Source organism: Paramagnetospirillum magneticum AMB-1 (assembly GCF_000009985.1).
GTDB lineage: Bacteria > Pseudomonadota > Alphaproteobacteria > Rhodospirillales > Magnetospirillaceae > Phaeospirillum > Phaeospirillum magneticum.
In genome coordinates, this window is sequence record NC_007626.1 from 2,818,168 (window position 1) to 2,844,833 (window position 26,666).

Annotated in this window: 23 protein-coding genes; 11 read left to right on the forward strand and 12 right to left on the reverse strand. The window is 64.9% G+C overall.

Annotated elements, in window-relative coordinates:
- Window positions 1-115 precede the first annotated feature (115 nt).
- Window positions 116-721 (reverse strand): c-type cytochrome, encoded by a 606-nt coding sequence (locus AMB_RS13235; RefSeq protein WP_148207403.1) that lies wholly within the window; start codon window positions 719-721, stop codon window positions 116-118.
- 148 nt (window positions 722-869) lie between these two features.
- Here AMB_RS13235 and AMB_RS13240 point away from each other — a divergent pair, with 148 nt between their 5' ends.
- The 11 genes from AMB_RS13240 to AMB_RS13290 all read left to right on the forward strand — a co-directional run bounded on the left by AMB_RS13240 (window position 870) and on the right by AMB_RS13290 (window position 12,092).
- A complete protein-coding gene (locus AMB_RS13240; protein WP_011385011.1) occupies window positions 870-2,495 on the forward strand; it encodes an acyl-CoA synthetase in 1,626 nt (541 codons plus the stop codon).
- A complete protein-coding gene (locus AMB_RS13245; protein ID WP_011385012.1) occupies window positions 2,495-3,247 on the forward strand; it encodes an electron transfer flavoprotein subunit beta/FixA family protein in 753 nt (250 codons plus the stop codon). The genes AMB_RS13240 and AMB_RS13245 overlap by 1 nt, the downstream gene beginning before the upstream one ends.
- A 139-nt stretch (window positions 3,248-3,386) precedes the next feature.
- Complete coding sequence (locus AMB_RS13250; RefSeq protein ID WP_011385013.1) at window positions 3,387-4,322, forward strand: electron transfer flavoprotein subunit alpha/FixB family protein; 936 nt, start codon at window positions 3,387-3,389, stop codon at window positions 4,320-4,322.
- Between the two features lie 3 nt (window positions 4,323-4,325).
- Window positions 4,326-6,104 (forward strand): acyl-CoA dehydrogenase, encoded by a 1,779-nt coding sequence (locus AMB_RS13255; RefSeq protein ID WP_011385014.1) that lies wholly within the window; start codon window positions 4,326-4,328, stop codon window positions 6,102-6,104.
- Window positions 6,105-6,387: 283 nt separating this feature from the next.
- Window positions 6,388-6,759 carry a response regulator gene (locus AMB_RS13260; RefSeq protein ID WP_011385015.1) on the forward strand — a complete coding sequence of 124 codons (372 nt, stop codon included), beginning with the start codon at window positions 6,388-6,390 and terminating at the stop codon, window positions 6,757-6,759.
- Window positions 6,760-6,781: 22 nt separating this feature from the next.
- Window positions 6,782-7,924: a sensor histidine kinase gene (locus tag AMB_RS13265; protein WP_011385016.1), complete on the forward strand. Its 1,143-nt coding sequence runs from the start codon at window positions 6,782-6,784 to the stop codon at window positions 7,922-7,924.
- Between the two features lie 108 nt (window positions 7,925-8,032).
- Window positions 8,033-8,554 (forward strand): chemotaxis protein CheX, encoded by a 522-nt coding sequence (locus AMB_RS13270; RefSeq protein WP_011385017.1) that lies wholly within the window; start codon window positions 8,033-8,035, stop codon window positions 8,552-8,554.
- A 73-nt stretch (window positions 8,555-8,627) separates the two neighbouring features.
- Window positions 8,628-8,939, forward strand: a complete 312-nt coding sequence (locus tag AMB_RS13275) for a response regulator (RefSeq protein ID WP_231848840.1) — start codon at window positions 8,628-8,630, stop codon at window positions 8,937-8,939.
- Between the two features lie 19 nt (window positions 8,940-8,958).
- Window positions 8,959-10,875 (forward strand): ATP-binding protein, encoded by a 1,917-nt coding sequence (locus AMB_RS13280; protein ID WP_011385019.1) that lies wholly within the window; start codon window positions 8,959-8,961, stop codon window positions 10,873-10,875.
- 69 nt (window positions 10,876-10,944) lie between these two features.
- On the forward strand, window positions 10,945-11,355 hold the full coding sequence (locus AMB_RS13285; RefSeq protein WP_011385020.1) for a response regulator: 411 nt from the start codon (window positions 10,945-10,947) through the stop codon (window positions 11,353-11,355).
- Complete coding sequence (locus AMB_RS13290) at window positions 11,352-12,092, forward strand: cobalt-precorrin-6A reductase (RefSeq protein ID WP_011385021.1); 741 nt, start codon at window positions 11,352-11,354, stop codon at window positions 12,090-12,092. Before AMB_RS13285 ends, AMB_RS13290 begins: the two co-directional genes overlap by 4 nt.
- Before the next feature lie 24 nt (window positions 12,093-12,116).
- Here the strand turns inward: AMB_RS13290 and AMB_RS13295 are convergent, their stop codons facing one another.
- From AMB_RS13295 to AMB_RS13345, 11 genes are all read right to left on the reverse strand, one after another.
- Entirely contained in the window at window positions 12,117-13,190 is a 1,074-nt protein-coding gene (locus AMB_RS13295) for a cobalt-precorrin-5B (C(1))-methyltransferase (RefSeq protein WP_011385022.1), read from the reverse strand.
- A gap of 58 nt (window positions 13,191-13,248) precedes the next feature.
- Window positions 13,249-13,707, reverse strand: coding sequence for a response regulator (locus AMB_RS13300; protein WP_043744527.1), 459 nt, complete (start codon window positions 13,705-13,707; stop codon window positions 13,249-13,251).
- 160 nt (window positions 13,708-13,867) lie between these two features.
- Window positions 13,868-16,459 (reverse strand): PAS domain S-box protein, encoded by a 2,592-nt coding sequence (locus AMB_RS13305; RefSeq protein WP_011385024.1) that lies wholly within the window; start codon window positions 16,457-16,459, stop codon window positions 13,868-13,870.
- Window positions 16,460-16,545: 86 nt separating this feature from the next.
- On the reverse strand, window positions 16,546-17,316 hold the full coding sequence (locus AMB_RS13310) for an anti-sigma factor family protein (RefSeq protein WP_011385025.1): 771 nt from the start codon (window positions 17,314-17,316) through the stop codon (window positions 16,546-16,548).
- Window positions 17,313-17,819, reverse strand: a complete 507-nt coding sequence (locus AMB_RS13315; RefSeq protein WP_043744530.1) for a sigma-70 family RNA polymerase sigma factor — start codon at window positions 17,817-17,819, stop codon at window positions 17,313-17,315. The genes AMB_RS13310 and AMB_RS13315 overlap by 4 nt, the downstream gene beginning before the upstream one ends.
- 13 nt (window positions 17,820-17,832) lie before the next feature.
- Window positions 17,833-18,207, reverse strand: coding sequence for a COG4315 family predicted lipoprotein (locus AMB_RS13320; RefSeq protein ID WP_011385027.1), 375 nt, complete (start codon window positions 18,205-18,207; stop codon window positions 17,833-17,835).
- 84 nt (window positions 18,208-18,291) lie between these two features.
- Complete coding sequence (locus tag AMB_RS13325; RefSeq protein WP_148207404.1) at window positions 18,292-18,702, reverse strand: response regulator; 411 nt, start codon at window positions 18,700-18,702, stop codon at window positions 18,292-18,294.
- Window positions 18,703-18,806: 104 nt separating this feature from the next.
- Window positions 18,807-21,491, reverse strand: a complete 2,685-nt coding sequence (ppdK, locus tag AMB_RS13330) for a pyruvate, phosphate dikinase (protein ID WP_011385029.1) — start codon at window positions 21,489-21,491, stop codon at window positions 18,807-18,809.
- A gap of 119 nt (window positions 21,492-21,610) precedes the next feature.
- Complete coding sequence (glyS, locus tag AMB_RS13335) at window positions 21,611-23,677, reverse strand: glycine--tRNA ligase subunit beta (protein ID WP_011385030.1); 2,067 nt, start codon at window positions 23,675-23,677, stop codon at window positions 21,611-21,613.
- Between the two features lie 4 nt (window positions 23,678-23,681).
- A complete protein-coding gene (locus tag AMB_RS13340; RefSeq protein WP_011385031.1) occupies window positions 23,682-24,566 on the reverse strand; it encodes a glycine--tRNA ligase subunit alpha in 885 nt (294 codons plus the stop codon).
- A gap of 85 nt (window positions 24,567-24,651) precedes the next feature.
- Complete coding sequence (locus AMB_RS13345) at window positions 24,652-26,619, reverse strand: cache domain-containing protein (protein ID WP_011385032.1); 1,968 nt, start codon at window positions 26,617-26,619, stop codon at window positions 24,652-24,654.
- Window positions 26,620-26,666: the final 47 nt, after the last annotated feature.

The window sequence follows — 26,666 nt, forward strand, 5'->3', positions numbered from 1 at the left end:
GGCTCCGCCCACACCGGCAAAGGGCCTTGGCCCTTTGATCCCTTGGATTATCGGGAATAGGGTCCAGGGACCGAGTCCCTGGCGGGTGCAGGGCGGCGCCCTGCCCCTTCGCCCCCTATTCCAGCCCGCCGATATAGCTCGCCACCGCCTTCATCTCCAAGGTGGTCAGCTTGGTGGCGACGGCGTGCATGATGGATTTGTCATTGGTGCGCGAGCCCGACACGAATTCCATCAACTGCCCCTCCACATAGGCCGGGTGCTGCCCCGCCAGACGCGGCAATTGCTCGGTGCCCCGCCCCGCCTCGCCATGGCACGAGGCGCAAGGGGCGATGCCGGAATAGCGGTTGCCGCTGTGGAAGATGTACTTGCCCACGGCGGCGAAATCGGGATCGGAAGGGCGCCGGGACTGGGGCTTCTTGCCGCTGAAATAACCGGCCAGCCCGGCGATCTCGTCGTCGGTCAGGTCCTTGGCCATCTCGTTCATGGTGCCCTTGCGCCGTCCATCGCGGAAATCCTTGAGCTGCTTGACCACATAGGTCTCGTTCTGGGCGGCCAGACGGGGATAGACCGAAGTGGCCGCCTCGCCATCGACGCCGTGGCACAGGGAGCAGCGCTCGGTCACAAGCTCCCTGACCCGGGGCTTGATGTCGGCAGCCTGGGCGGGAAGGATCAGCATCACGACACAGGCGGCCGGCATCAGACCATTGCGCAGAATCCCCATCGCCCCCTCCGTCGATAAATCAGGCATCCTGATTGCCTGAAATCAGCCCCTCCCGTCCAGCGGAAACAATTCGTTAGAATCCGGAGACACTTGGGCAACGACAAGCGGCTAGACCTTTGGGCAAAATATTGGAAGGGAGAGTCCTTAAATGTCCTCGAATCCGTATGAACTGGGCCTCGACAGGAACGCCGCCAACTTCGTGGCGCTGACGCCGCTCACCTTCCTCGAGCGCGCCGCCGCCGTGTGGCCCGACCGTCTGGCCGTCATCCACGGCCCGGTGCGCCGCACCTGGGCCGAGACCTTCGTGCGTTGCCGCAAGCTGGCCGCCGCGCTGACGGCGCGCGGCATCGGCCTGGGCGATACCGTGGCGCTGATGGGCGCCAACACCCCCGAGACCTTCGAAGCTCATTTCGGCGTGCCGCTGACCGGCGCCGTCCTGAACGCCATCAACACCCGTCTCGACGCCGACGCCATCACCTTCATCCTCAACCACGCCGAGGCCAAGATCCTCATCACCGACCGCGAGTTCTCGCCCGTGGTCAAGAAGGCCCTGGCCGCGCTGGGCCGCACCATTCCGGTGATCGACATCGACGATCCCCAGTTCAAGGGCGGCGAATTGCTGGGCGAAAAGAATTACGAGCAGCTTCTCGACGAAGCGGCCTCCGAGGCGCCCTGGACCCTGCCCACCGACGAGTGGCAGGCCATCGCCCTGAACTACACCTCGGGCACCACCGGCAACCCCAAGGGCGTGGTCTATCACCATCGCGGCGCCCACCTCAACGCGGTGTCCAATGCACTGTCCTGGCAGATGGGCGACAACACGGTCTACCTGTGGACGCTGCCCATGTTCCACTGCAACGGCTGGTGCTTCCCCTGGACCATGGCGGTGGTGGCCGGAACCAGCGTCTGCCTGCGCCATGTGCGCGTCGACGCCATCATGGGCGCCATCCGCGACGAGAAGGTGACCAATTTCTGCGGCGCGCCCATCGTGCTCAACATGATCAACAATGCGCCCGCCGCCCTCAAGGAGGGCATCAGCCACGCCGTCAAGGTGATGACCGCCGGCGCCGCCCCGCCCGCCCCCGTCATCGCCGGCATGGAGCGCATGGGCTGGGAAGTGACCCACGTCTACGGCCTGACCGAGTGCTACGGCCCCACCGTCCAGTGCGTCTGGCACGACAAGTGGAACGGCCTTTCCATCGACGAGAAGGCCCAGATCAAGGCGCGCCAGGGCGTGCGCGGCCCCATGCTGGAAGGCCTGATGATCGCCGATCCCATCAGCCTGGAGCCCGCGCCTAAGGACGGCAAGACGGTGGGCGAGATCTTCATGCGCGGCAACAACGTCATGAAGGGCTATCTCAAGAACGAAAAGGCCACCGAGGAGGCTTTCGCCGGCGGCTGGTTCCACACTGGCGATTTGGCCGTCTGCCATCCCGACGGCTATATCGAGATCAAGGACCGCTCCAAGGACATCATCATTTCGGGTGGCGAGAACATCTCGTCCATCGAGGTGGAAGACATCCTTTATGCCCATCTTGCCGTGCTGGAAGCCGCCGTGGTGGCCCGGCCCGACGAGAAATGGGGTGAAACGCCCTGCGCCTTCATCGCTCTGAAGGATGGCGCCGAGGCCACCGAAGCCGATATCATCACCTTCTGCCGCGAACGCATGGCCCACTTCAAGGTCCCCAGGACCATCGTGTTCGGCGGTCTGCCCAAGACCTCCACCGGCAAGGTCCAGAAGTTCATGCTGCGCCAGAAGGCCAAGGAGCTGTGATGACCAAGGTACTCGTCGCGATCAAGCGTGTGATCGATTACAACGTGAAGATTCGGGTGAAGTCGGACGGTTCGGGCGTCGAGACCCAAAACGTGAAGTTCTCCATGAACCCGTTCGACGAGATCGCGGTTGAGGAGGCGGTTCGCCTCAAGGAAGCGGGCAAGGCCACGGAAGTGGTGGTGGTCTCCATCGGCCCGGCCGCCGCGTCGGAGACGCTGCGCACGGCGCTGGCCATGGGCGCCGACCGTGGCGTGCTGGTCCAGACCGATGACGAGGTCCAGCCCCTGGGCGTGGCCAAGGTCTTGAAGGCGCTGGTGGCCAAGGAGGCTCCCGGGCTGATCATCCTGGGCAAGCAGGCCATCGACGACGATTCCAACCAGACCGGCCAGATGCTGGCGGCGCTGCTGGGCTGTGCCCAGGGCACCTTCGCCAGCAAGGTGGAGATCGGCGCCGATGCCATCACCGTCACCCGCGAGGTGGACGGCGGGCTGGAGACGGTGTCGCTGAAGCTGCCGGCGGTGGTGACCACCGACCTGCGCCTCAACGAGCCGCGCTATGCCTCGCTGCCCAACATCATGAAGGCCAAGAAGAAGCTCATCGACACGGTGTCGCCGGCCGATCTGGGCGTCGACGTGGCGCCGCGCCTAGTGACGCTGTCGGTGGCCGAGCCGCCCAAGCGCAGCGCCGGCATCAAGGTGGCCGACGTGGCCGCCCTGGTCGACAAGCTGAAGAACGAAGCCAAGGTGATCTGACGGCACGACCGGGCGATTGCCCGGACCCATTTGGGGCGATGCCCCAAACCCCCTTTGAATTCAAAAGGGGTCCGGGGTCTTCCCCGGTCGGGGTGCGGGGCGGAAGCCCCGACGTGGCCAGGACAAGGAACGAAAAGACATGACCATTCTGGTTATCGCGGAACATGAAGGCGGCGCTCTCAAATCCGCCACGCTGAACACCGTTTCCGCCGCTTCCAAGATCGGCGGCGACGTGCATGTGCTGGTGGCCGGCTCGGGCATCGGCGCGGTGGCCGAGGCCGCCGCCAAGGTGGCGGGCGTCGCCAAGGTGCTGTCGGCCGACGCCGCCCTTTACGCCAACCATCTGGCCGAGCCGCTGGCCGCCCTGGTGGTGAGCCTTGCCGGGTCCTATTCCCACATCCTGGCGCCGGCCACTACGGGGGGCAAGAACGTGGCGCCCCGCGTCGCCGCCCTGCTGGACGTGGCGCAGATCTCCGAGATCACCGCCGTGGTGTCGCCCGACACCTTCGTGCGCCCCATCTATGCCGGCAACGCCCTGGCCACCGCGCAGTCCAAGGACGCGGTCAAGGTGATCACCGTGCGCGGCACCGGCTTCGAGGCCGCCAAGGCCGAGGGCGGCTCCGCCGCCGTGGAAGCCGTGTCGGCCGCCGCCGATCCGGCCCTGTCGTCCTTCGTCGGCAGCCAGCTGTCCAAGTCCGAGCGTCCGGAACTGACCTCGGCCCGGATCATCATCTCGGGCGGTCGCGGCATGCAGTCGGGCGACAACTTCCACCTGCTGGAAGCCGTGGCCGACAAGCTGGGCGCCGCGGTGGGCGCCTCGCGCGCCGCCGTGGACGCCGGCTTCGTGCCCAACGACTTCCAGGTGGGCCAGACCGGCAAGATCGTCGCCCCCGACCTCTACATCGCCGTCGGCATCTCGGGCGCCATCCAGCACCTGGCCGGCATGAAGGATTCCAAGGTCATCGTCGCCATCAACAAGGACGAAGAGGCCCCCATCTTCCAGGTCGCCGATTACGGTCTGGTCGCGGATCTCTTCAAGGTGTTGCCGGACCTTTCCAACGCGCTGGGAGCCTGAGCCATGACCACCTACATTCCGCCGCTGCGCGATATCCGCTTCACCATGGAAGAGGTGGTGGGCCTGGACGCCATCACCGCCCTGCCCGGCTTCGAGGACGCCACCTCGGAAACCGCCGATTCCATCCTGACCGAGGCGGGCCACATCGCCGAGGGCGTGCTGTCCCCCCTGAACCGGGCCGGCGACGAGGACGGCGCCCGGCAGGAGAACGGCGTGGTGCGGACCACGCCGGGCTGGAAGGACGCCTGGGCCACCATCGTCGAGGGCGGCTGGAACGGCCTGCCCTTCTCGCCCGATTTCGGCGGCATGGGTCTGCCCAACCTGTTCAACCACGCGGTCCACGAGATGTGGCAGGCCGCCAACATGGCCTTCACGCTGAACCCCATGCTGACCCAGGGCGCCGTCAACGCCCTGTCGCTGTACGGTTCGGAGGAGCAGAAGGCTTATTATCTGCCCAAGATGGTCACCGGCGAATGGACCGGCACCATGAACCTGACCGAGCCCCAGGCCGGTTCCGATCTGGCCGCCATCCGCACCAAGGCCGCCCCCGAGGGCGACAAGTTCCGCCTGTCCGGCCAGAAGATCTTCATCACCTATGGCGACCATGATCTGGCGGACAACATCATCCATCTGGTGCTGGCCCGCCTGCCCGACGCTCCCGCCGGGGTCAAGGGCATCTCGCTGTTCGTGGTGCCCAAGATGCTGCCCGACGGCAGCCGCAACGACGTCAAATGCGTGTCGCTGGAGCACAAGCTGGGCATCCATGGCAGCCCCACGGCGGTGATGAGCTTCGGCGACCACGAAGGCGCCCTGGGCGAATTGGTGGGCCAGCCCCATCGCGGCCTGGAATACATGTTCGTGATGATGAACCACGCCCGTCTGGCCGTCGGCCTGCAGGGTCTGGCCATCGCCGAGCGCGCCTACCAGCAGGCCCGCAACTATGCCCGCGACCGCGTGCAGGGCAAGCCGGTGGGCTGGACCGGTTCCGGCCCGGCCAGCATCGTCCACCACCCCGATGTGCGCCGCCTGCTGATGACCATGAAGAGCGGCATCGAAGCCATGCGCGGCATCCACTACACGGCCGCCGCCTTCTCCGACATCGCCCATCACCACCCCGAGCCCAACGCCCGCTACGAGGCCAGCCAGCGCCTTGAGTTCCTCACCCCCATCGCCAAGGGCTGGTGCACCGAACTGGGCCAGCATATCGCCTCGCTGGGTGTCCAGGTCCACGGCGGCATGGGCTATATCGAGGAAACCGGCGCCGCCCAGCACCTGCGCGACGCCCGCATCACCACCATCTACGAAGGCACCACCGCCATCCAGGCCAACGATCTGGTCTATCGCAAGATCCTGCGCGACAAGGGCGCCTTCGCCCACACCCTGCTGGCCGAGATTGCCGCCTTGGCCGCCGAGTTGTCGGCCGACGGGCTCGCCTCGCTGCAGGCCGTGGGAACAAGGCTGTCCGAAGCCGCCGCCGCCGCCGCTCGCGCGGTCAACTGGCTGGTGGGGCAGACCGGCGAGGACCCGCGCCTGGCCGCCGCAGCGGCCGTACCGATGCTCGACCTGACGGGAATCTTGGTTGGCGGACAGCAGGTCGCCCTGGCCGCCAAGGTCGCCAAGGCCGCCATGGATGCCGGGCGCGACCACGACGGCTTCTATGCCGCCAAGCTGGCCACCGCCCATTTCTACGCCGAACACACCCTGCCCCAGGCCGCCGCCCTGGAGCGGACCATCATTGCCGGCTCGGCCACCGTCATGGGAGTGGACGAAGCCATCCTTTAGCCGTCGGCGGCTCCCGACGGCTGGCGATTCCGGTCCCCGACTCCTCTGCCGAGATCGCTCGAGTCTCCCTTCACGAGCCAAACTTCAAGGCCGGACGCCAGCGTCCGGCCTTTTTCTTTCCCCCCAACCATCAGCACAGGAAGCCACACCTACACTCAATCATAAATTGGAAATTGAAATACCCCAGGAAAATCCAATTGCAGCGCCAACTAATTTTCCGCAATACTTTTGCAGTCTCCGCTTTACTGCGGCCAGTAACAAATATACTACAGAAGTGCATATAATGCCACTAAAGGTGATTGTCGCTGATGATTCGATAATTACGGTCAAGAAGCTCCTTGTCTTGATTGAAGGGCTTGGACATCAGGTGGTCGCCACCGCGGCTACCGGCCGCGAGGCTATCGAGGCGTACCGCGAGCATCGACCCGACCTGATGACCATGGATATTTCCATGCCCGACATGGACGGGATGGAGGCGACCGCCGCCATCGTTGCCGAATTCCCCGATGCCCGCATCGTCATGGTGACCGCTCTGGGACAGGAGCGGATGGTGATCGAATCCCTGGAAGCCGGGGCTAAGGGTTATGTACTAAAGCCAGTGCGTATCGAGAAACTCTCCGATATGATCGCTAAGGTCATGGAGCGCACCACTTAGGCGCGCAAACGCGAGAGAATCGATGTCGACTGTATTTCCCGGCGGCAACCCCAGCGACCCCGGCTATTGGGAAGTCATTTTCGACGTCATCCCCTTCCCCGTCTATGTGGCCGATGCCAAGACATTCGACATCGTCTGCGCCAACCGCGCCATGAAGCAGCGGGTGGAGGTCAAGCCTGGCGACAAATGCCACGCCGCCATCTACCAGCAGACCACGCCCTGTTCGTTCTGCAAGATGGCGGAGCTTGAGAGCGCCGCTGCCACCGGGGCCAATTACCTGGAATTCGAGCACTTCAACGATCTCGACGACCATTGGTATCAACTCCGGGAGACCATGGTGGCCTGGTTCGACGGCCGACGTGCCAAGTATTCCATCGCCGTGGATATCAGCGCGCTGAAAGAGGTGCAGAACGCCCTGGCCGAGGCCCATGCGGAACTGGCCCTCAAGAATTTCCGCCTGAACGGCGCCCTGCAATCCGAGCAGGAGGTCACGCTGAACCAGCGCAACTTCCTCGCCATGGTCAGCCATGAATTCCGGATGCCGCTATCCATCATCGGCGGAGCGGCCGAAGTGCTGGAGATTTACACCAAGGACAAGCCTGAAGCGGTCGAGGAAGTCGGCAAGATCGACCGGGCCGTCCATCGCATGTCCGACCTGATCGACGTCTGCCTGGCCGACGCCCGATTTACCTCGGCGGTGGCCGCCTTGCAGGTTCGGCAGCTGGATCTTGCGGCGCTGGTCGAGGAAATCTGCCGCGAGAAGGCGGAGTTTGGGCTACCGGGACGTGTTCACCTGACCGTTGCGGCCCGAATGACGCTGACGGCAGACCCGGCGCTTCTGCGAGTCGCCCTGTCCAACCTCATCGACAATGCGCTGAAATACTCACCGGCCGCCAGCGGGCCGGTAATGGTGTCGCTGGACCTGCATCAAAGCGTGGCCCGGATCACCGTCACCGACCATGGCCCCGGCATCCCTGCCGACGAAGCCGACCGGGTCTTCGAGAAATTCTACCGCTCACCCTCGGCAACCGGTACAAAGGGCGCCGGTCTGGGCCTTTATATCGTCAAGCAGATCGTCGAAAGTCATGGCGGCACCATCAAGGTCGGGCCGGCGGCCGGGGGCGGATCGGAATTCGTCATCGCCTTGCCGCTGCCCACCTCCTAGGGGTATCGCCCTCAATCGTCAGGGAAGCCATCGCGCCCTTTGCGGAATCATGTCATCATCACCACCTGGATTACTTGGCCATAGGCCCGGTTCAAGGATCGATACGGAATGAACTTCAACAAAACCATCATTCCCCGAGTCATGGCGTCAATTCTCGGCCAGACCCGGGAAGTGCTGGCCGCCGAAGCGGTGATCGCCGTCGATGGCGCAGAAACCTTCGACTGCGACGTCACCAAGCTTCACCTCCACGACATGACCGTCATCGCCGGATTGGGAGGCCCCATCAGCCTGCTGATCGCCTTCAGTTTCGAGGCGTCGCTGGTCCAGGCCCTCTATAGCCGGGTAACAGCCGACATCGAAGTGCCGCCCGGCGAAGAGGATCTGTACCGGCGCGAGACCGCCGGCGAAATCGTCAATACCATTCTCGGGCTGTGTACCATCGATTTTCAGAACATTGAGGAGAGTATTGCCCTCTCGCCACCGGTGATCATTGAGGATGCGCGTTGCATTCATCGCCCAAAGAACGCAGTATTCGCCAGCATGCGGATACGTACCGAAAGAGGCATCGTCAGTGTAAGTTTTGTCGGTCCGCGCGACCTGTTCGATGACCACCTGAACTACCAATCCTAGGGCAGACCTGATGTCAGCGCTTAAAGTCCTTATCGTCGACGACTCGCTTATTGCGGTTAAGAAACTGACTCTCATGCTGGAAGGCCTGGGCCATCAGGTGGTCGGAACCGCCGGCACCGGAGCCGAGGCCGTGGAGGCCTATCGCGCCACCAATCCTGATCTGGTCACCATGGATATCACCATGCCCGACATGGATGGCGTTGAAGCCACTGCCAGGATCATCGGCGAGTTTCCCTCCGCCAGGATCATCATGGTGACCTCCCATGGCCAGGAGCGGATGGTCATCGATTCGCTGGATGCCGGGGCGAAGGGCTACGTGCTCAAGCCCGTGCGCACGGAAAAGCTTTCCGACATGATCGACAAGGTCATCATCCGCTCCACCTGATCTTGGGATATTCACCGGAATGACGACTGCTTTCCCAGGCCTCAACCCCGGTGATCCCGGCTACTGGGAAGTCATTTTCGACGTCATTCCGTTTCCGGTCTACGTCGCCGATTCCGCGACCTACGACATCATCTGCACCAATCGCGCCATGCGCCAGAAGGTCGGTGTGGTGCAGGGCCGCAAGTGCTACGAATCCGTCTACAATCAAACGTCGCCCTGCCGGTTCTGCAAGATGCCGGTCATGATGGCCGAGGAGGGCGAGACCTCCCTCGAATTCGAACATTTCAACGACCGCGACGACCACTGGTATCAGTTGCGGGAGACCATGCTCACCTGGTTCGATGGACGGCGGGCCAAGTACTCCATCGCCGTCGACATCAGCGCCCTGAAGGGCTTCCAGAACGCTCTGGCCGAGGCTCACGCCGAACTGGCGCTGAAGAACCGCGACCTGGAGAAGGCCGTCACCCAGGCCCGCGACGCCGAACGGGCCAAGTCGGAATTCCTGGCGGTGATGAGCCACGAAATCCGCACCCCCATGAACAGCATTCTGGGCATGGTTCATCTTCTGATGGACCGTCCCCTGGCGGCGGAAGACCGCGAGAAGCTGTCGGTGGTGCATGATTCCGGAGCCGCCCTCCTTGGCATCATCAACGATATTCTCGACTTCTCGCGCCTGGAAGCAGATGGCGTGCAGTTCGAAAATCTTCCGTTCCACCTGGGCAATACCGTGGAGGGCGTTGTCTCGTTGCTGCGCGGCCGCGCCTCGGAAAAAGATCTGACCCTGGTGCTCGACGGCCCGGCCCAGTTGCCCGGCTGGGTCAGCGGCGACGGGGCTCGCCTGCGCCAAGTCCTGATCAACCTGATCGGCAATGCCATCAAGTTCACCGACCAGGGTGGAATTGTCCTGCGCCTGCGCCGAAGTGACGATGGCAATGGGTACGAGTTCGCCGTGATCGACACCGGCATCGGACTGGACGCCGCCCAGGCCCAAAGCCTGTTCCAGCCTTTCCATCAGGCCGACGCCTCCATCAGTCGCCGCTTCGGCGGTTCGGGACTGGGGCTGGCCATCTGCAAGAAGCTGATCAACGCCCAGGGCGGCAAAATCGGCGTGGACAGCACCAAGGGCCTGGGAAGCCGCTTCTGGTTCCGCCTGGACTTTCCCGCCGCCGCCGCGCCGGCGGCCGAAGCCCCGCGGGCCGAGATCGCGGCCCTGCCCGCTCTGTCGATTTTGCTGGCCGAGGACAACATCTTCAACCAGAAGGTCGCAGCCGGATTGCTGAACCGTGAAGGCCATCGCGTCACGGTGGCCTGCAATGGCCTGGAAGCGCTGGACAAGCTTCAGGACGAAAATTTCGACCTGATCCTCATGGACATGCAGATGCCCGAGATGGACGGCCCCGAGGCCACAAGGCGCATCCGCGCCATGCCCGGCCCCGTAGCCAGCATTCCGATCATTGCGCTCACCGCCAACGCCATGGCCGTCGACGTCGCCCGCTGCAGGGCGGCGGGCATGGACGGCCACGTGGCCAAGCCCATAGACCCCCTGTTGCTGCGCTCGGCCATCGCCGAAGTTCTGGTTCGCCAACTTCCATCCGGGGCGGATGGCGACAAGGGCGGATACTCCATCGCCCGCATGGCCGAACAATTGGGCACGGCCAATGCCGCCATCCTGGCCCGGACCTTCATCGAAAGCGGCGAGAACATCTGCGGCCGACTGGAAGGTGCGGGCGGAGATATCAAGGTGATCGGGGCCGCCATTCACGAGTTGAAGGGGTTGGCTGCTTATTCAGGAACGCCCTGGCTGGAAAATGTGGCCGTCTCCATCGCCAAGACCATGCAGGATGGCGATATGGACCAGATGGAACATTTGATCCAGCGATTGCGCCGCGACTGGAACGACACCAAGGCCGAACTCGGCATGCAGTTCAGTCTGTAACCATCTACTCTCGTCCCCTTGCGCACCCTACATAAGCGCTGTGTGCTCCATTATCTGAGACGGTTCGCTATGAGTCATTGCCTGGTCATCGACGATTCCAAGCTGATCCGGACCATCCATACGCGCATGCTGGAACAGTTGGGCCTGCGGGTGAGCGAGGCGGAGCACGGCGCCGACGCCCTTGAAATCTGCGCCACCGGGATGCCCGATCTGGTCCTGGTCGACTGGAACATGCCGGTCATGGACGGCTTTGCCTTCCTCAAGGCCCTGCGGGCCATGCCGGGCGGCCAGGCCCCCAAGGTGGTGCTTTGCACCATCGAAGGCGATCTCGAGCACATCACCTGCGCCCTGGCCGAAGGGGCGGACGAATACATCATGAAGCCCTTCGACGCCGAGATCCTGGCCGCCAAGCTGGCCGCCACCGGAATTGCCATCCCGGAGCGCCCGCAGCGCGGCGATCCCCTGGCCGACGGACGATGACGGGCACCATTCTGATTTTGGGCGGCACCGCCGAAGCGGTCGCCCTGGCCCGGACGCTGAGCAGTGATCCCGGCCGGCGGGTCATTTCCTCCTTGGCGGGAAGAACCGCCACGCCTCGCTTGCCCCCCGGCGAATCCCGTGTCGGCGGCTTTGGCGGAGAGACCGGCCTGACCGATTATCTCCGGCACGAGGCGATTACGGCGGTGGTAGACGCCACTCACCCTTTCGCCAGCCGCATGGGCTGGAACGCGGCACGGGCCTGCGCAGCCCTGGGCCTGCCGCTTCTCCGCCTGGACCGCCCCGCATGGATGGCGGGGCCGATGGACTATTGGACCCCGGTCACCGCCTGGCGTGAGGCCATCGACCTTCTGCGTTGTACCTCGAAGCGGGTCTTCCTGGCGGTAGGCCGTCAAGAACTGGCGGCTTTCGCCGGGTTGGACGATGTGTGGTTCCTGCTGCGCTTTGCCGAAAATGCCAAACCGGAACCACCGCCCGCCCGCTTCACCCTGATCGCTGATCGCGGCCCCTTCACCCTGGAGGGCGAGCGCGCCTTGCTGCGGATGCATACCATCGATACCATCGTCTGCCGCAACAGCGGCGGCGCTGCCGCCCGCGCCAAGCTGGAAGCCGCTTCCGCCCTGGGCCTGCCAGTCATCATGCTGGAACGACCCCTCCGCCCCGAAACGGCATGCGCCGGTTCGGCGGAAGACGCAGCGGCTTGGGTCAGGGGCATCTGATCAAGGGGCCTAGCCCCCCACAAATCAGTGAGCGTCGCCGATCACCCGGCCCTGGCGATCGACCACCAGCACGTCGAGGCTGACCTCGGGATTATCGAGCACCTCCCGCGCCGCCGCCCGGGCCTGGCGGGCGATGGCCTGGCCCAGGGGGAATCCCTCCGCCAGTTCCAGCACCTCCAGGGCGGTGTTGGCCTGGGCCGAGGCGGCGACCAGGGCCGCATCCGCCCCCAGCGACCTCAGTTGGGCGGCCAGCCAGACCATGTCCACCTGCGAGCGGCTTGAATGCAAATCCATCTGACCCGCCGCCAGCTTGCACATCTTGGCGAAGCCGCCGGCGATGGTGACGCGGGGAATGGGATGGCGACGCAGATATTTCAACATGCCGCCGGCGAAATCACCCATGTCGATGATCGCCTCCTCTCCCAGCCCGCGCACCTTGCGCACCGCCTTCTCCGAGGTGGAACCGACGCAGCCGGCCACATGGATCAATCCACAGGCCCGAGCCACGTCGATGCCGCGCTGGATGGAGTGAATCCAGGCGGAGCAGGAATAAGGAATGACCACGCCGGTGGTCCCTAAAATGGAAATGCCGCCCAGAATGCCGAGGCGGGGATTCCAGGTGCGAAGGGCGATGTCCTCACCGCCCGGCACGGAAATCTCGATCTCCAGGTCGCAGGCCATGCCGTGACGGGCGGCGATGGCGGCCACGGCCTCAGCCATCAGCCGACGGGGAACGGGATTGATCGCCGGCTCGCCGACGGCCAGCGGCAGACCCGGCCGGGTCACAATCCCAACGCCCCGCCCTGCCCTGAACACCAGGCCGGCCCCGGCAATCCCATGGCGCAGAGTGGCGATGATGGTGGCACCATGGGTTACGTCCGGATCGTCACCGGCATCCTTGACGATTCCAGCCCGGGCCCAGCCCTCCCCCATCTCGGCCAAGGCCAGGGCAAAGGCCGGCGTGCGCCCCCCCGGCAGGTCGATGCCGACCGGATCGGGAAAGCCATCACCCAGCAACGCACAGCACGCCGCCTTGGCCGCCGCTGTGGCGCAGGCCCCGGTAGTCCAGCCCTGTCGCAGTGCTTGTTCGTCAGCCACGAGCGTCCGCCGCCAAATACGTCCGGCACGTCATAGCATGAAATTCATGAGGACAAGATCAGGCGTTGCCGTCCAGCGTCGGTTTCCGCACCACGCCAAACCAATAATCCTGGATGCCGTGGATGGCGGTGAACAATTGCTCGATATCCACCGGCTTGGTAATGAAGCCCGACGCCCCCAGGTCATAGGCCTGCAGCACGTCGCGCTCCACATCCGACGTGGTGACCACCACCACCGGAATCCGCGCGAGATGGTCACTGGACTGCATGGCGGCCAGCACCTCGCGTCCGGTCATCTTCGGCATGTTGAGGTCAAGCAGAACCAGATCGGGGGTTACCGCGCCGGCGTGCCGGGGCGCCTCCTTGCGCATGAAGGCCATGGCCTCGACGCCGTCATGGGCCACGTGGGTCCGACAGATAAATCGGCCGTCATCAATGGCCGAGCGGATCAGTTCCACATCACCAGGCTCATCATCAACGATCAGGACCTCGAAGGGTGCCACCTGATTCTGCTGCATGTACCGCCCCCCGTTGAAAACGACCCACAGCAACACAAAAATCGCCGCCCTTTCGGAATGCGACGTTCGATCCCTCACCCTAGCCTGGGTGCATACGGATTGCAACCATGCCTTGAAGACGAATTATTGCACCTACGCGCCACCTGGGCGCCCAAGCGCGTTATCCGGCGTGCGACTCGTCCGGTCCCGACACGGGCAGTGCAACCTGGAACGTCGACCCCTCGCCCGGCTGGGATTCCACCCAGATACGGCCGCCGTGGTGCTCGGCAATCTTGCGGCAGGATGCCAGCCCGATACCGCTTCCCGGGTACTGATCCAGTCTCACCAGCCGCTGGAAGATCTGAAACAGCTTCTGCCGCCCGGCCTCGTCGATGCCGATACCGTTGTCCCGGACCGAGATGATCCATTCATCCGCCGTGGCTCTCCACGTAATCTCCACGAGCGGAAGCCGGCCTTGGGCCTGAAACTTCACCGCGTTGGAGATCAGGTTCTGGAACAGCCGTTCCAGTTCCACCTCATTGCCCCGCACCGTGGGCAATCCCTCGGCCACGGTAACGGCCGCGCCGGTTTCCTCGATCAGCGCGCCAAGATTGGCCTGGGCCAGCTTGACCACCTCAGCCAGATTCACGGCCGCCGGCGGAGTGCCGCTCCGCCCGAGACGGGAGTATTGCAGCAGATCCGTGATCATGTGATCCATGCGCTGGGCACCGCCCACGGCAAAGCCGATGAAGTCCTGGCAGTCCTGATCGAGAGCGTCGCCCAAACGCCGCTGCAGCAGGGCGATGTAGGAACTGATCATACGCAGCGGCTGACGAAGGTCGTGGGACGCGACATAGGCGAAATTTTCCAGCTCGGCATTGGAACGCTTCAGCTCTTTTTCTATCGAAAGGCGAGCACTAATATCCTGGGCAACACCTAGAAAGCCCGAAAGCACGCCCTCTTCGTCATAGAGCGCGGTAACGGTCAACAGAACGCGGAACCGACTGCCATCCTTGCGCACATAGGTCCACTCACCGCTGTCGGGCTTGCCGCTGTCCAGAACCTTGGCGATGAAGCACTCGAATCCGGGCTCGACTTCTCGGCCCAGTTCCTGGCTCAGACGGGCTACACGCTGGCTAACTTCTTCGGAATCATGGAAAGCCGCCGGGGTCATCCGTCCGACCACCTCTTCCGCGCCGTAGCCAAGCCAGCGTTCGGCAGTCGGATTGAACAGCAGAATGGTGCCGTCGACTGCGGTAGCGACGATGGAGGACCCCGCACCGTCCAGAACCGCTCGCCGGAAGGCCAGGAGCGAGCGGACCTCACGCTCCGCGGCGCGTCTGGCGGTCACATCGTGAACGATGGAATAGAGCAATTGCCGGCCGGTGACCTGGACCGGCCCCGACCATACCTCCACGTCGCGGACTTCCCCGGACGCCAGGCGGTGGCGGAAATCGAAATGATCCCGCTCTTCAAGCTCGGCCTTGTGCATTTCGGCGATGATGGCGGCCCTGTCCAGGATATTGATCTCGGAAATCCGCATGGACAGGAGTTGGTCATGGGACCAACCGTAATAAGCCTCGGCGGCGCGATTGGCGTCGATGATGCGGCCGTCCTCGGCGGGATCGATCAGCAGTTCCACCGCCTTGCAGCCGCGGAACAGCGCATGATAGAGCCCCTCGCGCTCCCGCAGCGCCACGTCGGCGGCGGCAACCTTGGCCTGCAGGGCATTGAAGGCGCCGATCATCCGCCCGACCTCGTCGCCGCGCGAAATCTCCACCGCCTCGAACGGGGCATTGCCGTCGACCATGGCCTGAATTCGCCCGGTGGCCCGGTGCAGCGGCGACAGCGCCGAGCGAAGCACCAGCCACAGCAGCCCCAGGGAAGTCAGCCCCAGTCCGGCCAGGGCGGCGAACAGGCGGGTCTTGATATCGGCCACCGGCTCGAAGGCCTCGGCGGTGGGCAGCCGCGCCACCAGCACCCAGCCGGTGGAAGCGATACGCCGGGCCGACGTCAGTTCCTCCAGCCCGGCCGAGCTGACGGTCACCCCCGAGCCCTCGAAACCGTCCATGTAACGGTCAAGCATATGGTTCTGCCCACGGCGAGGGACGGGGGTGAATATGCGTTCCTTATTGGTGGAAACGACGATCAGGCCGGATTTCGGCGACACCATGTACAGGCCGCCGCTTTCACCGACCTTCTGCTCGACCAGCCGGCCGAGAAGATTGCTTTGGGTCAGGGTGGCGATCCCCACCAACGCTCCGACCACGGCCTCGCCCCGGCGGATGGGCACCGCCATGGCGACCGCCGGCTGGTTGAGCGCATGATCGAAATAGGGCTCGCTGACCAGCGAGCGACCGGAGGCCAGAACCGAACCGACCCCGATCTCGTCCGCCATGCCTTTGCCGAGCCGGCCCAGGTTGGGCGTTTCGGCCAGAACCCGGCCATCCGCGCCGAGAACCAGCAAGCCGCCGGCGAAAAATCCCTTGATGCCGGTCCGGTCCTCGATGAAAGCCTTGAGCGCACCGCCGTCGCCGCGATCGACGCGGAGCACCAGCGGCGCCACCCGCTCCATGGCCTCGATCTGCAGCTTGATCTTCTGATCCAGTTCCTCGGCCAATCCGCTGACGAAGGTCACCTGCTGCCGGGCCAGCAGAGTTTCAACGTCCCGTTGCAGCGATCCGGCAAGCGCCAAAGCCACCACGGCGCCCGCCCCCAGGAAGGACAGAAGGAAAAGAGAGAGAATTCTGATACGCAGAGACCTGAAATCCACGTCTTCTCTCTCCCCTGGTTCATCGAACAGGGTAAGGGGAAATGGTAATCACTCTCAAGTCCTGTTGCTGGCCAGTCCCGTCCTTTTCAGCTTTCCAACTGATGATAGACCGCCTTGGCCATCTCCATCAGGCGGTCGCGGTCCACGTCGCCGGCCAAGGCATAGCCCAGCGGGCCGTCCAGCCAGTAGAAGGCCTCGACCCGCCCTTGGGCGGCAAAGCGGAAGGCGGTCTCCGCCCCGTCGGTATTGCGGCGCAGATAAAGGGTGACCCGGCGGCCGGCGCCATTCTCATACATGAACTGGGCGGCCGGTCCCGACGAGGCCGGCAGCAGGCGCCCCCCCACCAGGGAGAACCCGGCGGCCGTCAGATCGGGAACCTTCAGCTCAGACCCCAGGCGCTTGGACAGCCAGGCCACCAGATGAGCCCGCTCGCCCGCCCCCACTTCCACCGGGTGGCGGATCTCGGCGGCGAAAACCACATGGGCCGACAGGGCCTCGGAGGCGACCTGGGCACCGGGCGCGGCGCCGTCCCCGCCCGCTCCGCCCCGCAGCCACCACCCTGCCGCCCCGCTGGCCAGCACCAGCACCACCATGGCGGCCACGCGCAGCAAAGGCATCAGCCAGGACACGGGGCGCCCCGCCCTCACCGCCGCCACGCCGAGGCGGTCGGGAAGCGGCTCGTCCAGCACCGGATCGAACAGACGGTGCAGGCCATCGACCTGTTCACGCCATTGCCGCACCCGTTCGGCGTCGCGGGGATGGGCGTCCAGCCAGGCCTCGACCTCGGCCGCTCTTTGGGAGTCGAGGACGCCGTCCACGTAGGACAGCAGATCGTCATCGGAGACGGGGGCGCTCATTTCACTCTCCGTAGGGCGGCTTCGCCGCCGTGCATCAGCAGGGCCAGACGGTCGCGGCCGCGCTTCAGGCGCGACATCACCGTTCCCACCGGCACCCCGGTGACCCCGGCCACCTCGGCATAGGTCAGTCCCTCCAAACCCACAAGCAGCACCGTCTCGCGCTGCTCCGGGGCCAGCAGGGCCAGGGCGGCAACCAGATCGCGCACGGCCAGCCGATCCATCTGACTGGGGGCCGCCGCTGCGGAGTCCATGGCGTCATCCATGCCGCCATGCTCCGGGCGAACCTTGCGCCGCCGCAATTCGTCGATCCAGACATGGCGCAGGATGGTGAAGAGCCAGGCCCGCAGATTGCTGTCGCGGCGCCACAGGGCCAGCCGCGACAGCGCCCGCTCCAGGCAGTCCTGGACGAGGTCATCGGCCTGCGTCACATCCCCGGACAGGGCGCGGGCATAGCGCCGCAGCCCTGGGATCTCCGCCTCGATCTGGCTCTCCACCGTATTCATGGGAGATAGATGGCTACGGCTTGGCCGCGTGCCAAATATCCTTGAAGCCTTCGCCGGTGGTGTCGCCCGGCTTGGCATCCTTCATCCAGGTGTAGAGCGGCTTGCCCTTGTAGGCCCATTGCATGGAGCCGTCGGCCCGCTTGATCACCGTGTAGTCGCCCTCGGCCATGGCTCCGGAAGCGGCCATCAGCGGCGGCCAGTTCTGGGCGCAGGCGTCGACGCAGGTCGAGGTGCCGGGGGCATCCTTGTCGAAGGTGTAAAGGGTCATGCCCTTTTCATTAGTCAGTACCGGACCCAACGCGGACTGGCCGGTCTTGACCGGGGCGGCATAGGCGGCGGCGCTGACGAGCAACGCGGCGGCGAGGACGGTGAGGCTCTTGATGTTCATGGTTCCCTCCAGGATGGCTCCACATGGGCCACACTGGAGAGAACGCCGGGCGGCCGGGATTATTCCCTGGGCCGAAAAATAAATTCAGCCGGTCATCAGCTTCTTCAGGGCCGCCACCAGGCTTTCCTTGGTGAAAGGCTTGGCGATGTAGCCATCCACCCCCTTGGTGCGCGCCAGACGGACGTCGTCCAGGTCGGTCTTGCCGGTCAGCATGATGAACTTGAGATTGGGGTATTTGCCCTTGGCCGCTTCCAGCAAGGCAAGGCCATCCACGTCCGGCATGACCCAGTCGCTGATGACGATGTCGGGCACGTGGTCGGCGCTGTCCAACTTGGCCAAGGCGTCGGCCCCGTCGGTGGCCGGGACCACCTTCTTGGCGCCAAGGCCGCGCAGCAGGCTGGCCTCGAGCATGCGGGCCGAGCTCACGTCCTCCACCACCATGAATTCCTGTCCGGCCATCCAGGTGGTGAAGTCGGAATCTTCCTGCGTACTCATAGCCTGCATCTCCTAAAGCCCCCCCTTTTACTTTAGTATGTTGCACCTTGGGTTTCCAGTCCTGGAATTGAAAAAGGGCCCCGAAGGACCCTTTTCCTTTTTCGTCAGGCCGTCCCGGAGGAGGACGAGCCACCCAGGGCCGCCTGGGCGGCCGCCAGACGGGCGATCGGCACGCGGTAGGGCGAACACGACACGTAATCCAGACCCGCTCCCTGGCAGAAGTGGATGGAGGCCGGGTCGCCGCCATGCTCACCGCAGATACCGAGCTTGAGGCCGGGCCGGGTGGCACGGCCACGCTCGGCGGCGATCTTGATCAGTTCGCCCACGCCGGCCTGATCCAGGCTGGCGAAGGGGTCGTGCTCGTAGATGCCCTTGGCGCGGTAGACCTCGAGGAACGGGCCGGAATCGTCGCGGCTCATGCCGAAGGTGGTCTGGGTGAGATCGTTGGTGCCGAACGAGAAGAACTCGCCGGTCTGGGCGATGTCACCGGCCAGCAGAGCGGCACGCGGCAGCTCGATCATGGTGCCGACCATGTAATGCACCGAGTATTTCTGCTCGGCGAACACCGCCTCGGCTTCCTTGTCGATGCTGGCCTTCATCAGGTCCAGCTCCTTCTTGGCGCCCACCAGGGGGATCATGATCTCCGGCACCACGGTGCGGCCGGTATCACGCGACACATGCACCGCCGCCTCGAAGATGGCCCGGGCCTGCATCTCGTAGATTTCCGGATAGGTGATGCCCAGACGGCAGCCACGATGGCCCAGCATGGGGTTGTTCTCGTGCAGCGCCGCGTTGCGGGCCTTGACCACGGCGGGCTCCACCCCGGCTTCCTTCGCCACTTCGGCGATCTCGGCCTCGGAATTGGGTAGGAACTCGTGCAGCGGCGGGTCCAGCAGGCGGATGGTCACCGGCAGTCCCTGCATGATCTCGAACAGCTCGATGAAGTCCTGGCGCTGATAGGGCAGCAGCTTGGCCAGGGCGGCGCGGCGACCCTTCTCGGTCTCGGCCAGGATCATCTCGCGCATGGCGATGATGCGCTTGGGATCGAAGAACATGTGCTCGGTCCGGCACAGGCCGATGCCCTCGGCGCCGAACTTGCGCGCCGTGGCGGCGTCCAGCGGCGTCTCGGCATTGGCGCGGACCTTCAGGGTGCGGATGGTGTCCACCCACTCCATCAGCGTGCCGAAATCACCGGTCAGCTCGGGCTGGATGGTCGCCACGGCGCCGATGAAGACTTCACCGGTGGAGCCGTCCAGGGTGATGGTATCCCCTTCCTTGACCACCTTGCCCGCCACCTTGAGGGTCTTGGAGGCGTAGTCGACGCGGATCTCGCCGGCACCGGCGACGCAGGGCGTGCCCATGCCGCGCGCCACCACGGCGGCGTGGCTGGTCATGCCGCCACGGGTGGTCAGGATGCCTTCCGAGACATGCATGCCGCCGATATCCTCAGGCGACGTCTCGATGCGCACCAGGATGACGCGCTCCTTGCGGTTCTTGACCCAGTCCTCGGCCTCATCGGCGGAGAACACCACCTTGCCCGACGCGGCGCCCGGCGAGGCCGGCAGGCCGCGGCCCAGCAGGGTGCGCGGCGCCTTGGGGTCCAGGGTCGGGTGCAGCAACTGGTCCAGCGAGGCGGGATCGATGCGCTTGATGGCGTCCTTGCGATTGATCAGGCCCTCGCGCGCCATGTCCACGGCGATCTTCAGCGCCGCGTTGGTGGTGCGCTTGCCCGTGCGGGTCTGGAGCATCCACAGGCGGTTCTGCTGAACCGTGAACTCCATGTCCTGCATGTCGCGGTAATGGGCTTCCAGCTTGTGGCGGATGGCGTTCAGTTCCTTGAACACCTCGGGCATGCACTCTTCCATGGCCGGCAGGTCCGACGACTGGGCGTTCTTGCCGGCGATGGTCAGCTGCTGCGGGGTGCGGATGCCGGCCACCACGTCCTCGCCCTGGGCATTGACCAGGAACTCGCCATAGAAGGCGTTCTCGCCGGTAGACGGGTTGCGGGTGAAGCACACGCCGGTGGAGCAGTCATTGCCCATGTTGCCGAACACCATGGACTGCACGTTGACGGCGGTGCCCCATTCGGCGGGAATGTCGTGCAGGCGGCGATAGGTGATGGCGCGCTGGTTCATCCACGAACCGAACACCGCGCCGACGGCGCCCCAAAGCTGCTCGTGCACATCCTGGGGGAACGGCTTGCCCAGCTGTTCCGCCACCTTGTCCTTGTACTTGGCGACCACCTTCTTCAGGTCGTCGGCATCCAGCTCGGTATCGAGGCTGACGCCCTTGTCTTCCTTCACCTCGTCGAGGATCTCCTCGAAATTGTGATGGTCGACGCCCAACACCACGTTGGAATACATCTGGATGAAGCGGCGATAGCTGTCATAGGCGAAGCGGGCATCATTGGACCGCTTGGCCAGACCCTCCACCGACTTGTCGTTGAGGCCGAGATTGAGGATGGTATCCATCATGCCCGGCATGGAGGCCCGGGCGCCCGAGCGCACCGAGACCAGCAGCGGGTCGGCGGTGGAGCCGAACTTCAGGCCGATATCCTCCTCCACCTGGGACAGGGCAGCCATCACCTCGTCCTTGAGGGTGGCGGGATAGGTCTCGCCATTGCCGTAGTAATAGGTACAGACCTCGGTACTGATGGTGAAACCGGGGGGAACCGGAATGCCGAGATTGCTCATCTCCGCCAGGTTCGCACCCTCGCCGCCCAGCAGGTTCTTCATGTCGGCCCGACCTTCCGCCTTGCCGCCACCGAAGCTGTAGACCCATTTCGTCATGGCCGTTCTCATCCCCGATCCGTAAAAAGGAAACCCGCGCCACAGAGTGCGGCGCGGGCTTCATCATGCAACGTCCCAGAGGGATTGAAAATAGGTAGTGCTGCTTTTAACGCTCGGCGCTAGCCTTCCACCTTGGAGAAGTCGGCCAGCCGGCCCATGGCCGAGCCGATCATGGCCAGCAGCTTCAGGCGGTTGACGCGCAGGGGCGCCTCGTCGGCATTGACCGTCACCTTGTCGAAAAAGGCGTCCACCGGGCGGCGCAAGCGGGCCAGGGCCGCCATGGCGGCGGCAAAATCCTCGGTGACCAGGGCATTGCTCACTGCCTGGCCGACATCGCTCAAGGCGTGCTCAAGCGCCTTCTCCTCGTCCTGGCGCAGCAGTTGGATGTCGGCGTAACCCGAGAAGATCGTCCCGTCCTTCTTCTCCTCGATGCGCACGATATTGGCAGCGCGACGATAGGCGATCAGCAGGTTGGCGCCGTCGTCGGAGTCCAGGAAGGCGCCCAGGGCCTCGACCCGCTTCAGCAGGCGGACCAGATCATCCTCGCCCCCCAGGGAGAAGATGGCGGTGATGAGGTCATGACGCACGCCCTTTTCCTTCAGCGCCACCGCCAAGCGGTCGGCGAAGAAGTTCAGCAGATCGTTGGCCACCTCGCCCGGCGAATTCACCAGATTGGCCTTGTAGTGACCCGAGGCCAGGAAAATGACCTGGGACAGCGGCAGGCGCAGGCCGTTCTCCAACACCAGACGGATGATGCCCAGCGCGGCGCGGCGCAGCGCGAAGGGGTCCTTGGAACCCGTGGGTTTCTCGTTGATGGCGAAGAATCCCACCAGGGAATCAATCTTGTCGGCCAGGGCCACGGCCACGGATACCGGCGCGGTGGGGCAGGAATCGCCCGGCCCTTGGGGTGAGTAATGGGCGGCGATGGCATCGGCCACCTCGGGCGTCTCGCCGTCGTTGAGCGCGTAATAGCGCCCCATCAGGCCCTGTAGCTCAGGGAATTCGCCCACCAGTTCGGTGGAGAGATCGGCCTTGGCCAACCGGGCCGCCCGTTCCGCCACGGCCCTGTCGGCGCCGATCATGCCGGCGATGTTGCCGGCCAGGGCCGAGATCCGGTCCACCTTGTCGGCCACCGTGCCGAGGCTGGCGTAGAAGGTGCGCTCGGCCAGCTTGGGCAGGCGGGCTTCCAGCCGCTGCTTGCGGTCGGTGTCCCAGAAGAACTTGGCGTCGGACAGGCGGGCGCGGAGCACGCGCTGATTGCCCGCCACCACCGCCTTGCCCCCGTCGTCGGTCTCCATGTTGGAGATGACGATGAAGCGCGGCGCCAGGGAGCCATCGGCCTTGAGCAGCGAGAAGTACTTCTGGTGGGCGCGCATGGAGGTGATCAGCACCTCGGCCGGCACATCCATGAACTTGTCGTCGATGGAGCCCACCAGCGGCACCGGCCACTCAACCAGACCGGTGACTTCGGCCAGCAGGCCGTCATCAGCCTTGAGCTGAAGGCCCTCGGCCGCCGCCAGACCTTCCGCCCCCGCCAGAATGGCGTGGCGCCGCTCGACGGGGTCGAGCATCACCTTGGCGTGGCGCAGCTTGGACAGATAATCCGCGAAGTCCTTGACCCGGAACGGCTCGGGGGCCAGGAAGCGATGACCGGCGGTCATGTCGCCGGCCGTGGCCGGGCCGAAGGCCACCGGCACGATCGAGCCGTCGAACAGGGCCAGGATGGACTGGATGGGACGCACCCAGCGGATGGAATTGGCGCCCCAGCGCTGGCTCTTGGGCCAGGGGAAGGTGGCCATGGCGCCTTCGGTCACTTCCCGAAGAACCTCGGCGGTCGGACGACCCTTGCGGTTGATCACCGCGAAATAGAACACACCCTTGCCGGTGTCGCGCTGCTCCAGCTGTTCCACCGTCATGCCGGTGGACTTGAGAAAGCCCTCCATGGCCTGGGCGGGGGAGCTGACGCGCGGCCCGCGCTTTTCCTCCGACACGTCGGGACCGGCCAGGGGCAGGCCTTCGATCACCAGCACCAGACGGCGCGGCGTGACATAGGACCGGGCCGCGTCGAAGGTGATGCCGTTCTTGGCGAGACCATCGCTGACCATGCCGCGCAGGTCATCGGCGGCGCGGGCCTGCATGCGGGCGGGAATTTCCTCGGAGAAGATTTCAAGCAGGAACTCGGCCATGGCTTCAGCCCTCCTTTCCGGTGGTGCGGGAAGCCAGCCAGCCTTCGCAGCAGGCCTTGGCCAGGGCACGGACGCGGCCGATATAGGCCTGGCGCTCGGTGACCGAGATCACGCCGCGGGCGTCCAGCAGGTTGAAGCGATGGCTCGCCTTGATGCACTGGTCGTAGGCGGGCAAGGCCACGCCCTTCTCCAGCAGGTTCTTGCACTCCTTCTCGGCGTCGAGGAAGTGCTGCAACAGCATGTCGGTGTCGGCATGCTCGAAATTATGGGCGGAATATTCCTTTTCCGCCTGCAGGAACACGTCGCCATAGGTGACGCCGTCGCCGTTGAAATCCAGGTCATAGACGTTCTCGACGCCCTGGATATACATGGCCAGGCGCTCCAGGCCGTAGGTCAGCTCCACGGCGACGGGGTCGCATTCGATGCCGCCCACCTGCTGGAAATAGGTGAACTGGGTCACCTCCATGCCGTCGCACCACACTTCCCAGCCCAGGCCCCAGGCGCCCAGCGTCGGGCTCTCCCAGTCGTCCTCGACGAAGCGGATGTCATGGGCCAGCGGGTCGACGCCCAGGCGCCGCAGGCTTTCCAGGTACAGTTCCTGGGCATTGGGCGGCGAGGGCTTCAACAGCACCTGATACTGGTAGTAATGCTGCAGCCGGTTGGGGTTCTCGCCATAGCGGCCGTCCTTGGGACGGCGCGACGGCTGGACATAGGCGCACTTCCAATGGTCCGGACCCAGCGCGCGCAGCGTGGTGGCCGGATGGAAGGTCCCGGCGCCCACCTCCATGTCGTAAGGCTGGAGGATGACGCAGCCCTGCTCGGCCCAGAAGGCCTGCAAGGTGAGGATCAGGCTTTGGAAGCTCGGCTTCTTGGTCCCGACAATGCCCATGGAAAACCGCCATTCAATCAGGTTGCAGCAAAATCGCCGCAACCCTAGCTTCGCGGCCGGACAGGGTCAAGGGCGGGGCCGGTTTTCATGCGGCCTGACGCCGCCAACCCTCCAGACGGCTTTCCAATCCCGCTTGGGTCGTGTCGTCCAGGGCGAATTGCAGATGGGTGTGCCCCCCTTCCACGGCCACCACCCGGGCGCGGATCGCCGCGCCGCCATCCAGCGACACCTTCACCGCCACCCCCGACTGCAGCCCAAGATCCACGTCGAGACAGGCGCCGCCCGCCGAAAGATCCTGGGTACGATACGGGCGGCCATCGATCACCACGGGGATGGATACCGGGAAGCGCTCGAACTGCCGGCGATTGCCGGTCTGGCGCAGCGCCTGGAGAAAGTCCTTGATATCCGACGCCAGTTCCGCCGTCCGCGTGTTCAAGTCGTTGGCGGTGGCAAATACCTGCTGGGCGGAATCGCCGGTGGTTCCTGCGCCGGCGCTGACCTCGGTGATGGTTTCGGTCACGCTGCGCGTGCCGATGGAGGCCTCGTGCACATTGCGGGCGATTTCATGGGTGGCGGCGCTTTGCTCCTCCACCGCCGTGGCGATGGCCGAGGCCGTCTCGTGGACGGTGGCGATGGTCTCGCCGATGGCGCGCACCGCCTCGGCCGTCTCGCGGCTGACATCCTGGACCGCCTGGATGTGGACGCCGATCTCTTCGGTGGCCTTGGCGGTCTGGTTGGCGAGATTCTTCACCTCATTGGCGACCACGGCGAAGCCCTTGCCCGCCTCGCCCGCCCGAGCGGCCTCGATGGTGGCGTTGAGCGCCAGCAGATTGGTCTGCGACGCGATGTCGTTGATGATGCCGGCGATGGCGCCGATCCGCCCCGTCGCCACCGACAGCCCCTGGACGATCTCGTCGATATGGTGCACGTCGTTGGCCGCCCGTTCGGCTATCTGGGTGGAGCGCGAGACCTGCGCGGCGATTTCGCCTTGCGAGGCAGACATCTCCTCGGCGGCGGCGGCGACGGTCTCCACATTGACCGAGGCCTGCTCGGCGGCGGCGGCCACGCTGGAGGCGTTGCGGCTGGTGCCGTCGGCGACATGGGTGAGGGATTCCGCGGCCAGACGCAATTGCGAAGTCGAGGTCGACACCGTGTGGAGCACGCCCTCGACACTCTGGTTGAAATCGGCGGTCAGGCGCTCGATGGCCTCCTGCCGACGGTTGCGGGCCTCCTGGTCGGCCAGGCTCTCGGCCTCCAACTGGCGCTTTTCGATGGCGTTGCGCTTGAAGACCGCCACCGCCTCGGCCATTTCGCCGATCTCGTCGCGGGCGCCGTCCAGTTCCACCTCGGCCTCGAGGTCCCCCTCGGCCAGACGCAGCATGGTCTCGGCCTGCCGGTGGACCCTTGATCCGATACGCATGCCGATCCAGGCCGAGACGCCGGTCACCAGGGCCAGAATGGCCAGGGCGATCAATCCAACCTTGACCACGGCGGCACGGGTAACGGCCTCCACATCGTCGATATAGACCCCGGTGCCGATCCCCCAGCCCCAGGGGGCATAAGGAATGATCTGGGCGAGCTTGGGCGAATCATACGAATCCGCCCCCGGCCGGCGGCCGACATAGTCCACCAGCCCTCCCCCGCTCCGCCCGGCATCGACGAAGGCGCGATAGATGAACTTGCCGGCGGAATCCTTCACCTCCAGCATGCTCTTGCCCACTTCCTTGGGACGGAAGGGATGCATCAGCAGCTTGCCCTCCAGGTCATTGACCCAAAGGTAGTTGTCGCCGTCGAAGCGGATCATGCCGATGGCCTCCAGCGCCGCGGCCTTGGCCGCGTCCTCGCTCATCTCGCCCTTCCGGGCCTTGCCGTGATAGGCCTCGGCGACCTTCATGGCGGATTCCACGACACTGTGGATCTGGACCCGGCGCGTTTCCAGCTGTCCGTTGCGGACGGTCAGGACGGTCACCACGGCAAAAGCGAAAAGCCCGAGGGCCGCCAGGGCGGGAATGGCCAACAGCCGAAACCGCAACGATATAGCCCGACCAGACATTTCGCCCTCCCGATTGCAAAACAACCCTTTTGTATTAGTGGTTTTCC

Coding starts and splice junctions, on each gene's coding strand:
- AMB_RS13235 (WP_148207403.1), bottom strand. CDS start 721: ATGGGGATTCTGCGCAATGGTCTGATGCCGGCCGCCTGTGTCGTGATG.
- AMB_RS13240 (WP_011385011.1), top strand. CDS start 870: ATGTCCTCGAATCCGTATGAACTGGGCCTCGACAGGAACGCCGCCAAC.
- AMB_RS13245 (WP_011385012.1), top strand. CDS start 2,495: ATGACCAAGGTACTCGTCGCGATCAAGCGTGTGATCGATTACAACGTG.
- AMB_RS13250 (WP_011385013.1), top strand. CDS start 3,387: ATGACCATTCTGGTTATCGCGGAACATGAAGGCGGCGCTCTCAAATCC.
- AMB_RS13255 (WP_011385014.1), top strand. CDS start 4,326: ATGACCACCTACATTCCGCCGCTGCGCGATATCCGCTTCACCATGGAA.
- AMB_RS13260 (WP_011385015.1), top strand. CDS start 6,388: ATGCCACTAAAGGTGATTGTCGCTGATGATTCGATAATTACGGTCAAG.
- AMB_RS13265 (WP_011385016.1), top strand. CDS start 6,782: ATGTCGACTGTATTTCCCGGCGGCAACCCCAGCGACCCCGGCTATTGG.
- AMB_RS13270 (WP_011385017.1), top strand. CDS start 8,033: ATGAACTTCAACAAAACCATCATTCCCCGAGTCATGGCGTCAATTCTC.
- AMB_RS13275 (WP_231848840.1), top strand. CDS start 8,628: ATGCTGGAAGGCCTGGGCCATCAGGTGGTCGGAACCGCCGGCACCGGA.
- AMB_RS13280 (WP_011385019.1), top strand. CDS start 8,959: ATGACGACTGCTTTCCCAGGCCTCAACCCCGGTGATCCCGGCTACTGG.
- AMB_RS13285 (WP_011385020.1), top strand. CDS start 10,945: ATGAGTCATTGCCTGGTCATCGACGATTCCAAGCTGATCCGGACCATC.
- AMB_RS13290 (WP_011385021.1), top strand. CDS start 11,352: ATGACGGGCACCATTCTGATTTTGGGCGGCACCGCCGAAGCGGTCGCC.
- AMB_RS13300 (WP_043744527.1), bottom strand. CDS start 13,707: ATGCAGCAGAATCAGGTGGCACCCTTCGAGGTCCTGATCGTTGATGAT.
- AMB_RS13310 (WP_011385025.1), bottom strand. CDS start 17,316: ATGAGCGCCCCCGTCTCCGATGACGATCTGCTGTCCTACGTGGACGGC.
- AMB_RS13315 (WP_043744530.1), bottom strand. CDS start 17,819: ATGAATACGGTGGAGAGCCAGATCGAGGCGGAGATCCCAGGGCTGCGG.
- AMB_RS13320 (WP_011385027.1), bottom strand. CDS start 18,207: ATGAACATCAAGAGCCTCACCGTCCTCGCCGCCGCGTTGCTCGTCAGC.
- AMB_RS13325 (WP_148207404.1), bottom strand. CDS start 18,702: ATGAGTACGCAGGAAGATTCCGACTTCACCACCTGGATGGCCGGACAG.
- ppdK (WP_011385029.1), bottom strand. CDS start 21,491: ATGACGAAATGGGTCTACAGCTTCGGTGGCGGCAAGGCGGAAGGTCGG.
- glyS (WP_011385030.1), bottom strand. CDS start 23,677: ATGGCCGAGTTCCTGCTTGAAATCTTCTCCGAGGAAATTCCCGCCCGC.
- AMB_RS13340 (WP_011385031.1), bottom strand. CDS start 24,566: ATGGGCATTGTCGGGACCAAGAAGCCGAGCTTCCAAAGCCTGATCCTC.
- AMB_RS13345 (WP_011385032.1), bottom strand. CDS start 26,619: ATGTCTGGTCGGGCTATATCGTTGCGGTTTCGGCTGTTGGCCATTCCC.